Below are 9,528 nucleotides of genomic sequence, written 5' to 3'. Positions count from 1 at the left end.
GTCGAGGACGTGCAGGAGGGCCGTATCGGACGTGGCGAAGTAGAGCTTGCCTGCCTGCACAACCGGTGAAACGATGACCCACGATCCTTTGTTGTTGAAGGTCCAGAGTTTTTGCCGGTGACCGCATCGAGGGCGTAGAGGTTCGAATCGCGGCAACCGAAGTAGACGATGCCTTCAGCAACAGTGGCGGAGGACTGAATGCCGACCTGGTTATGGATGTCGGGGTCTTCGCCGGTCTTGAAGCGCCATAGCTCTTTTCCGGAGGCGGAGTCGAGAGCATAGAAGTAGCTGTCCCAGCTTCCGATGTAGAGCTTGCCGTCGACGACTGCAGGTGAGGCGTGGACGACATCGCCGGTCTTGAATTTCCATTTAAGGTCGCCGGATGTTGCTTCGAGCGCGTAAATGTTGCCGTCTCCGCTACCGAAGTAGACTTCGCCATTTGAAACGGCGGGCGAGGACAGGTAAGTATCGAATGGATCGGGCATGGTTTCGCCGACGGGCAACGAGCCGTGCAGATGGGTCGCAGCATAGCGGCGTTCGCCGGCGTTGCGGAATTTCCAGTGGAGCTTTCCGGTTGACGCCTCTACAGCGTAAAAGTTGCCATCGTAGCTGCCGAAGTAGACGAGGCCGTGATCTACGGCAGGCGACGAAGCAACACGAGCCCCAGTTGTGAAAGCCCACTTCTTCGCGCCGGTTTGCTGGTCAAGGGCGTAGAGGTTGCCGTCGTTACTGCCAACGTAGATGACGCCTTCGACAATCGCAGGGGATGAGACAACTTCGCCGCGCGTGTGGAAGGCCCACTTGACCCCTTTGAGTTTTGGAACCCCTGCCGCGGAGTACACGCCAGAGTGGGCAAGGTCGTTCCGGAACATCGGCGCGCTCTGGGCGAAGACGCATATGGCAAAGAGAAAAATTAGGGTGGAATGTAAGGAAATTTTTCGCGCGTACAAGTTGACTCCTCTTGTGTGAAGGCCAACTATAGAAGTTCTCGCGACGATGCGCGAGTCAATTTGGATGAATGAACAGTGAGGTGTGACGGACGGTTCGGGGTCTTGGTACTGTGATTTGAATCGGACTTCGCAGCAATGAAGAAGGGGTGCGTATCTCGCACCCCTTCTTGTGTCGCGACATTGGTGGACCACTTATTGGATCAGCGTGCCCTGATCGTCTTCTTTTCCGTTCAGTTCGTCGGGCGGAATGATGACGGCGGCGGCTACCTTATCGTCTTCTTCGAGGTTAAGCAGGCGGACGCCCTGGGTGGCGCGGCCAGCGGCGCGGACGGTCTTGGTGTCGATGCGGATGATCTTGCCCCATTGGCTGATGACGACCAGCTCTGAGGTCTCGTTGACCAACAGGATCGATGCACTCTTGCCCACCTTCGGAGTGGCCTTCAGGTTGTTTACACCCTGTGCGCCTCGAGCCGTCAAACGATATTCGTCTACGTCGGTTCGCTTACCGAATCCGTTCTCAGTCACGGTGAGGATGAGCGATTTGCTGACGCATAGCTTTACGTCGAATTCCTTAAGATCCTTCTCGGAATCATCGCGACGTTTCTCTGCGGTCTTGACCGCCGCGGTCAAAGATTCAGTCTCTTTGGGTGCGGAGCGCAGTTCTTCTCTCGCCTTCTGAAGCTTCTCTTTGGCCTGCTCCAGAGCGTTCCGCAACTCGGTGAGCTTCTTGGTAAGGTTCAACTTGGCAGCGCACTCGTCGCGTTCTTTGTCCCGTGTGGCGTCGGAATCCGTAATGGCCGCGCCGATCACGTAGTCGCCCTTCTTGAGGGAGATTCCGCGATTGCCGGCGGCATTGCGCCCCATAGGTCGTAGACCTATGCCATTCCGTTCGGGATCGTATTCCTCGTCAAAGCGGATTGCCATTCCCTCGCGTGTGCCGAGGAAGATTGTCTGCTTGCCGTTAGTAAGGCCGGCCGAAATCAGATCGTCATCTTTTTCGATGGCGATGGCGATGATGCCGCGCGACATGACGTTGGAGAAATCTTTGAGCGGCGTCTTTTTTACGACGCCATTGCGCGTTGCGAAGAAGATGAACTTCCCCTCTTCTTCAAGATCGCGCACGGGCAGGATGGCGCGAACATTTTCACCGGGCTGCAGATTGAGCAGGCTCTGCATGCTCTTGCCCTTGCCCGCAGCGCTCACGTCTGGAATCTCGTACACCTTGAGCCAGTAGACGCGACCAGTATTGGTAAAGCACAACAAGTAAGCGTGCGTGGAATCGATGATGAGCTGCGAGACAAAGTCTTCTTCGCGCGTCTTCATGCCGGTACGGCCAGTGCCGCCACGACGCTGCTGGCGATAAATCGAAATCGGAGTGCGCTTCAGGTAGCCCTGATGGCTGACCGTGACGGCAACCTGCTCGTCCGCAATAAGGTCCTCAAGCTGCAACTCGGCGGACTCGTCGACGATCTGCGTGCGGCGTGCGTCGCCGTACTGGTCGCGGACCTTCTCGAGTTCCTTGATGATGACGTTGCGCAGTTTCTTGTCGCTGGCGAGGATCGATTCGTATTCGGCGATCTCATCGCGCTTCTGCTGCAGTTCTTTCAGAATTTCGTCGACCGAGAGTTGCGTCAGGCGATAGAGCTGCAACTCGAGAATTGCATCAACTTGCTTTAGCGAGAGGCCGCGTTCTTCAGAGGCCAGGCGCTCGCGTTCGAGATTGACGACGATCTCAGTTCCCTTGCCCCACGTGTACAGGTTTTCGCGAGCCTCGACGCGCGAATTCGATCCTCGGATAATCTTGATGACCATGTCGAGGTTGTCGAGGGCAATCTTGTAGCCTTCGAGGATGTGTTCGCGCTCGCGAGCCTTGCGGAGCAGGTAGGCGGTGCGGCGCTGCACCACGTCGATGCGGTGGTCGATGAAGGCACGAATGGCACCATCGAGCGGGAACTCCTTGGGCTGGCCGTTGAGCACGGCCAGGAAGATCATGGAGAAGCTCTCCTGCATCTGGGTGTGCTTGTAGAGCTGGTTGAGTACGATCTCAGGTTGTGCGCCGCGCTTGAGTTCGATGACGATGCGCATGCCGTCGCGGTCGCTCTCGTCGCGGACATCGCTGATTTCGTCGATGATCTTTTCTGTGACCAGTTCTGCGATGCGCTCGATGAGCTTGGACTTGTTGACCTGGTAGGGAATCTCAGTGACGATGATCGCCAGTTTTTCCTTGGTGATGTTTTCCGTGGCCACCTTGGCGCGCATCATGAAGCGGCCGCGACCGGTTTTGTAGGCGTTAACGATGCCGCTCTTGCCGTAGAGGAATCCGCCGGTGGGAAAATCGGGACCTTGAACGTGCTGGAGAATTTCGATCAGGCCGGCCTTGGGGTTCTTGACCAACTCGATGGTGGCGTTCACGACCTCGGTGAGGTTATGCGGGGGAATGTTGGTCGCCATGCCGACCGCGATTCCGCTGGAGCCGTTGACGATGAGATTTGGAATGCGCGAGGGAAGGACTGAGGGCTCCGTCGTGGACTCGTCATAATTGGGGACGAAGTCGACGGTCTCCATGTCGATGTCGGCGAGCAGCTCACCGGCGATGCGCGCCAAACGGCACTCGGTGTAACGCATGGCCGCGGGTGGATCGCCATCGACGGAGCCGAAGTTACCCTGGCCATCAACGAGTGGATAACGCAGCGAGAAGGGCTGCGCCATGCGCACCAATGTGTCATAGATGGCGGAGTCGCCGTGAGGATGGTAGACGCCCATGGCTTGCCCCACAACCTTGGCGCACTTGGTGTACTTCTTGTTGTACTCGAGGCCCATCTCGCTCATGGCATAGAGCACACGGCGATGTACGGGTTTCAGTCCGTCGCGGGCGTCAGGGAGAGCGCGCCCGATGATGACCGACATCGAGTAGTCGAGATACGAGCGGCGCATCTCTTCTTCGATGTTGATCGAAATGAGACTGCCTTCACGGGGTGGCGTACCGCCATCGAGGGGGAGCTGGGGGTTCTGATCGTCGGGCATAGAGGTTTTTACCCGTCGGAGAGGCGGCAAAAAGATACCCGAGATGCTGGGCCGGGAGTCTCGCGGGCTACATCTTCATTTTACGCTTCGGCAGGGGAATTCAGCAAGCCGTCCGACACTATTTAAGTTATTAATATCCTGCTACTTACAGCGACTCTAGGGTGCCCGGCAAGCGGTGGGGTAATTCAAGCGACCCTCGCAGAAAAAACACAGAAATCCCAGGGCGTAAAGGGAGACGATAATATCCCATTGGCCGCGACGAAAAACACGCTCGAAGGATGTGAAAGCGCTAAACCAGGGTTGGCAGCGTCAGAATGCAGACGATGATCTGCAGAGCGACCAGGCAAGCGGCAGCGACCATGAAAATTCTGCCGCGCCGCGACTCGAAAGCATCCGCGAATACACCGCCAACAAACGTTAGGAGGAAGGGTAAAGACCAAAGCCACGGCGTTGATTGAACACCCGTTGTAATGAGCGGAATGAGAGTGAGGAAGCAGAGAAGCGGAGCGGTGTTGCCAAAATAGCGCGAGCGCCGCGCGCCGAGATAGAGCAACGCCGAGGCAGCTGAGGCAACGATGACGCCGACATTGGAAAATGTGGAGAAGAACCGGCGCGCCGGCACGAGTGAAACAGAGAGAAAACCCGCTGCGGACCGAAAGACATAACTGAACGCGTCGGGCGAAAATCCGTAGCAGGCGAAGAGAAGCACCAGTGCTCCGGCAGACGCGAGAAGAACAACCGGAAGCAGCTGGCTGCGGCGCCCTTCGGCGATCCAGATCATGAGCACCAGGCCCAGCAATGCGGTTACTGGTAAAGCCGCTATGTGCGCTGCGGCGGCGATGCCGAAGAGGACCGTAAGCAGGATGATGCGCGGGCGCCATTTACGCCGCGGCCCCTGCATTGCGTGCGCGACGCCGATGCAGGTGTAGATGCCGCCGTAGACTCCCAGGGCCGCGAAGATATCGGGGTTTGGCGAGACACAGGCTCTCAGAACCGACGGAGAAAAGCAGTAGAGTGCCAGCGCAACATATCCGCCCAAATTGCCGTAGAGACGCCGGGTAACCCACCAGAGGCCTGCGCCCAGAACACATCCGCAAAACAGGAACGGAAGGCGCAGGAGCAGGAGCACATGTGTCATCTGATGACGGAGTTCCCAGATGCTCAACCCGGCACTCCCCTGCCCGGAAGATGCCTGGACGACGCGATCTTCAGGCTTGCGGAAGGAATCGAGGCCGCGCTGGAGAAGCAGGTTGATTGTAAGAGGTAATCCGGCAACCCGGTAGGCAAGGATTCCGTCGTGGATATTGCCGCAACTGGTGTAGTAGCCGGCGAGAGGCGATGGCTTTTCCCAGGTCTCGCGGCCACAGCGCGCGTATTGGTAGTCGCGGTCAGAGAGGGTCTGATGCCCCGTAATCCAAAAGCCCTGAATCAAGAAAAGAACGAGGAACGCCGCCGCTATGCGTTGCGGGAAGTTGAAGTGGAATCGGCGAAGGCTGGCGAATGGGAGAGTCATCAAAGGTGGCGAAGCGACTCATCCAGTCTAAATGTTGCTTCTCACGTACTCGCAGTGGCTTGCTCGCTCCAAGACGAGCCATACGAAACAGCGCTTATCAGCGGCGGCGCGATCCAGTGCGGCACTGTCTTTGTGTGCCGCAAATGCAGGAAAGCCGCCCACGGGGAGCGGCTTTCCTGGTTTAAGGATTTGTAAGCGTCAATTAATGATCGCTCCAACTGTTTCGTCCGAAGTTAATGTGACCGTGCAGGTGTTTGGCCCACCAGCTGTCACATTGGATGCAGCGCAATTGGTCGACCATCCACCGAATGCGCCAGCTCCGGCCGGTGATGTCAAAACCACCTGGGTTGGCAAACCATTTGTAAAGGACGGGAAGGTCGCTGTGCAGACCGATCCACCAGCTCCTGTCCATCCCGGGCCGCAGTGCAGCACGTTTGGTGTACCAGTGGCGGAGGGCGCAGTGATTTCCCAGTTTGTGGTGTTCAGGCCTTCGTTGTACACAGTGAGAGTTGAAAGAAGTGCCGTTGCCTCCGAACCGGGGAAGCACGAACCAGGAGTCGGGGGGTGGGTGGTGGGATCGGGCAGAGCCAAGGGGCAACTGAATGTCGACGTAGCGGTCTGGACCGACCCGTCTGTCGCGGTCGCTTCGGCGATAATCACCGCGCTCCCATTCCCATAGGCGCTCGCAACGCCGGCATTGGACTTGCCTTGTGAGTCGCTGCTGTTAGTGCCGACAGGGAAGACATTGGGTGTGGAGGAGAGCCATTGCACGGAATTGGTCAGATCCCTCACGTATGGAGCTGTCGAGAATGTTCCGATTGCGAGGAATTGTCCAGTCGCCTGCAGGTTCCCAACCGTGATGGAACCCGGAATGATCGTGAGAGAAAGGAGAGGCTCAGGAGCGGCCGAAAGCGATACGGCGATGGATGCGTTGGCCGTGACGACGGAGCCATCGGTATTGGTCAGTAGTGCTGTGATTGTGGTGCTGCCCACGCTGACGCCCTGGACAAGCCCAGTATTGGTGACGGTTGCAATCGAGGGCGCGGTGGAGGTCCACGCGATAAGAGATGAGCTGGTTACATCTTCGACCAGACCTGTACTTCCGGAAGTTCCAAGCGCGATAAACTGCCCGGTTTGCCCTGTCGCCGAGAGCGACTGGGAGCCTGGCGTGATTGTCAGCGCGGTAAATTGCTCGGATCCTCCTCCATTCACCACCGTAAATGTTGCGGTTCCCGTGGCTGTGGTTCCGTCCGGGTTGGTGTAGAGGGCGGTAATTGTAACCAGCCCCTTGCTCACACCTGTGGCCAGACCGGCTGCGTTGATAGTAGCAATCTGAATGCTGCTTGAAGTCCAGGAGGCTAAATTGGTCAGATTTACGGTAGCTCCGCTCGATGTCGTCCCAATGGCGAGGAATTGCGCGGTTTGACCCGGAGATTGCACCGATTGAGTGGTCGGAATGATGGCGATGGTGCTTACGTCGGTGTTTCCGGTCCCGCCGCCACCACCGCTACCGCCGTTGGGCTGGGTAACGTTCACGGTCATAGTGCCGGTGATCACGCCATGGAAACCTTGCTCGGTCGCAGAGACGAGGATGTTGCTGCAGATATTTCCGCCTGACGTGATGAATCCAGTTTGAGTTACGGTTACGCAATCTGTAGATGAACTCGCCCAGTTAACTTCATTCGTAATGTCCTTGGTTGCCGGCGCGTGATTCGGGCGGGTATAGTATCCGATTGCCGTCAGCTGCGTCGTGAGGCCTGCTCCTCCAAAATTCATTGCGGTCGGACTGACAACAATCGAGGTCAGCGACGGAGAACTGATGCAGCTGGTAATCGGGATCAATACGCCGATGAGTAACAAGGCACCTAACAAAGAACGATTACGCATACGAAATCTCCTGGCGTTTCCGCCGAGCTGGCTCAGCTTGCCTCTGGCCAACCTGCAATTCCAATGGACCTCAGCGCCCTGGGCCATTCTCCTGCCTGATACAGGTAGGTTTCTCGAGTGAGTTCAATAAGCTGCAACCCTGCGCAAAGACGTTGTCAAGGCTCTGCAACCGTGACACGAATCTTTACCCAATAGCTCCTCACTTCGTGAAAGAACCGAGTAAACACGACGACATGCCTCTTGAGAGGTGGCCCAAGAATACGGCACCTTCAAGCGGCGAATCAATAACAATCTTGGGTCAGAGAGCCTGGATTGTTACGCGCGTAACTTGCGAAACTGCGAGGGTTGAAGACATATTCAAGGTTCCGGAATACCGCGCGGAATCAACCGGACCCAAACAAGTTAACTGGCGCTGCTCCAGAGTTGTGTTTCGTTTTACCCGGAGTACCTGCAACCGCTACACTGCTGGCAGCATGGCCATAGCGCGCAATACCCCCCCTGAGCCGCCCCTGAACAAAGACCGGTCCATGGGGACCGAGGTAGACCGGCTTGTCAGCGCTTCGCGCGCTGAGGAAGAGCAGGGCTTTGAGCTGAAATTGCGGCCGCGGTGGCTGAAGGAATTCATCGGTCAATCGAAAGCCAAGGAGCAGCTTGCGATTGCGCTCGAGGCGGCAAAGTCGCGGGGCGAGGCTCTGGATCATGTGTTGCTGTTCGGACCGCCAGGACTTGGCAAGACGACGCTGGCCACCATTATTGCCAACGAACTGGATGTGGGTTTTCAACAGACGTCGGGGCCGGCTTTGCAGATCCAGGGAGATCTGACGGCGATTCTGACGAACCTGCGCGAGCGGCAGGTCCTGTTTCTCGACGAGATCCACCGGATGCAGCCGGTGCTGGAAGAGAAACTTTACACAGCGCTCGAGGATTACAAGCTCGACATCATCATCGGCCAAGGGCCGGCGGCGCGGACGCACGTGATGGAGATCAGGCCGTTTACGTTTATTGGTGCGACGACGCGGCCGGGGCTGTTGAGTTCGCCGCTACGATCGCGATTCGGAATTCTATTGCGCCTGGAGTTCTATACCGAGGATGAGTTGCGGGTGATTGTGGAGCGATCCGCTGAAGTGCTGGGTGTACCGATCGATCCGGATGGCGCGGCGGAGATTGCGCTTCGGTCGCGCGGAACACCGCGTATTGCGAACCGCCTTTTGCGTCGGGTGCGGGATTTTGCGCAGGTGCGCGGTACGGGGTCGATTGATCGTCCGACGGCTAATGCGGCGCTGACGCTGCTGGAAGTGGATGCACATGGTTTCGACGAGATTGATCGGCGGCTGATGCTTACCATCATGCAGAAGTACGATGGTGGGCCGGTCGGACTGGGCACGCTTGCCGCGACGCTGGCCGAGGAAGAGGATGCGCTGGAAGAGGTGTACGAGCCGTTTCTGATTCAGATTGGCTTTCTGGATCGTACGCCAAGGGGACGTGTGGCGACTCGGCTGGCGTATGAGCATTTCGGCGTAGATATGCCGCGGCGGCAGCCGGGGCTGTTCTAGCTGGATGGAGTTAGCGGGTTTGCGGCGGGCTCGCAGAGTTAGTTCGCGATTTAGCAGGTTAGCGCCGCTTCGCGGCGTAGCGAGTTAGCAAGTTAGCGAAACGTTCTCGATGAAATTCCTGGAGTAATTCGATGGCTTTGACTGAGTCGACGATGTTGGAGTTAGGAACGTTAGCGCCGGATTTTGCACTGCCGGATGTGGTCAGCGGAAAGACGGTGCGGCGGGATGATTTTCGTGGGCAGAAGGGACTGCTCGTGATGTTCATCTGCACGCATTGCCCATATGTGAAGCACATTGAAAAGGGACTGGCCGCACTTGGGACGGATTATGCGGGGAAGCTGGGCATTGTGGCGATCAGCAGCAATGATGCGCAGAGCTATCCCGACGACAGCCCGGCGGGATTGAAGCGGCAGGCGCAGACGATGGGGTTCACATTTCCTTATCTCTACGATGAGTCGCAAGAGGTTGCGCGCGCGTACAAGGCCGCGTGCACGCCGGACATTTACTTGTTCGACGCCGAGATGAAGCTGGTGTATCGAGGGCAGTTTGATGGGAGCCGGCCTGGGAATGGTGTTCCGGTGACGGGCAAGGATCTGCGGGC

6 protein-coding genes are annotated in these 9,528 nt (G+C 57.5%); 2 read left to right on the top strand and 4 right to left on the bottom strand.

The annotated features are described in order from the left end of the window. The 4 genes from WA354_RS20275 to WA354_RS20260 all read right to left on the bottom strand — a co-directional run. Window positions 1-872, bottom strand: an 872-nt coding sequence (locus WA354_RS20275) for an outer membrane protein assembly factor BamB family protein (RefSeq protein ID WP_472814835.1), incomplete at its 3' end; no start/stop codon positions are given. Window positions 873-1,142: 270 nt separating this feature from the next. Further along, window positions 1,143-3,974 (bottom strand): DNA gyrase subunit A, encoded by a 2,832-nt coding sequence (gene gyrA, locus WA354_RS20270; protein ID WP_472814834.1) that lies wholly within the window; start codon window positions 3,972-3,974, stop codon window positions 1,143-1,145. Between the two features lie 289 nt (window positions 3,975-4,263). Continuing rightward, window positions 4,264-5,487 carry a hypothetical protein gene (locus WA354_RS20265; RefSeq protein WP_472814836.1) on the bottom strand — a complete coding sequence of 408 codons (1,224 nt, stop codon included), beginning with the start codon at window positions 5,485-5,487 and terminating at the stop codon, window positions 4,264-4,266. A 198-nt stretch (window positions 5,488-5,685) separates the two neighbouring features. After that, complete coding sequence (locus WA354_RS20260) at window positions 5,686-7,374, bottom strand: Ig-like domain-containing protein (protein WP_472814833.1); 1,689 nt, start codon at window positions 7,372-7,374, stop codon at window positions 5,686-5,688. A gap of 527 nt (window positions 7,375-7,901) precedes the next feature. On the opposite strand from WA354_RS20260, the gene ruvB reads away from it, so the two are divergent. Both ruvB and WA354_RS20250 read left to right on the top strand, forming a co-directional pair. Continuing rightward, window positions 7,902-8,927, top strand: coding sequence for a Holliday junction branch migration DNA helicase RuvB (gene ruvB, locus WA354_RS20255; protein ID WP_472814832.1), 1,026 nt, complete (start codon window positions 7,902-7,904; stop codon window positions 8,925-8,927). Between the two features lie 131 nt (window positions 8,928-9,058). After that, a partial coding sequence (locus WA354_RS20250) for a thioredoxin family protein (protein WP_472814831.1) occupies window positions 9,059-9,528 on the top strand: 470 nt, incomplete at its 3' end.

The organism is Occallatibacter sp., assembly GCF_049802275.1.
GTDB lineage: Bacteria > Acidobacteriota > Terriglobia > Terriglobales > Acidobacteriaceae > Telmatobacter.
This window is presented reverse-complemented; position numbering and strand designations above follow the sequence as displayed.

Excerpts from the sequence above, each read along its gene's own strand:
- gyrA (WP_472814834.1), bottom strand. The coding sequence starts at position 3,974 with ATGCCCGACGATCAGAACCCCCAGCTCCCCCTCGATGGCGGTACGCCA.
- WA354_RS20265 (WP_472814836.1), bottom strand. The coding sequence starts at position 5,487 with ATGACTCTCCCATTCGCCAGCCTTCGCCGATTCCACTTCAACTTCCCG.
- WA354_RS20260 (WP_472814833.1), bottom strand. The coding sequence starts at position 7,374 with ATGCGTAATCGTTCTTTGTTAGGTGCCTTGTTACTCATCGGCGTATTG.
- ruvB (WP_472814832.1), top strand. The coding sequence starts at position 7,902 with ATGGGGACCGAGGTAGACCGGCTTGTCAGCGCTTCGCGCGCTGAGGAA.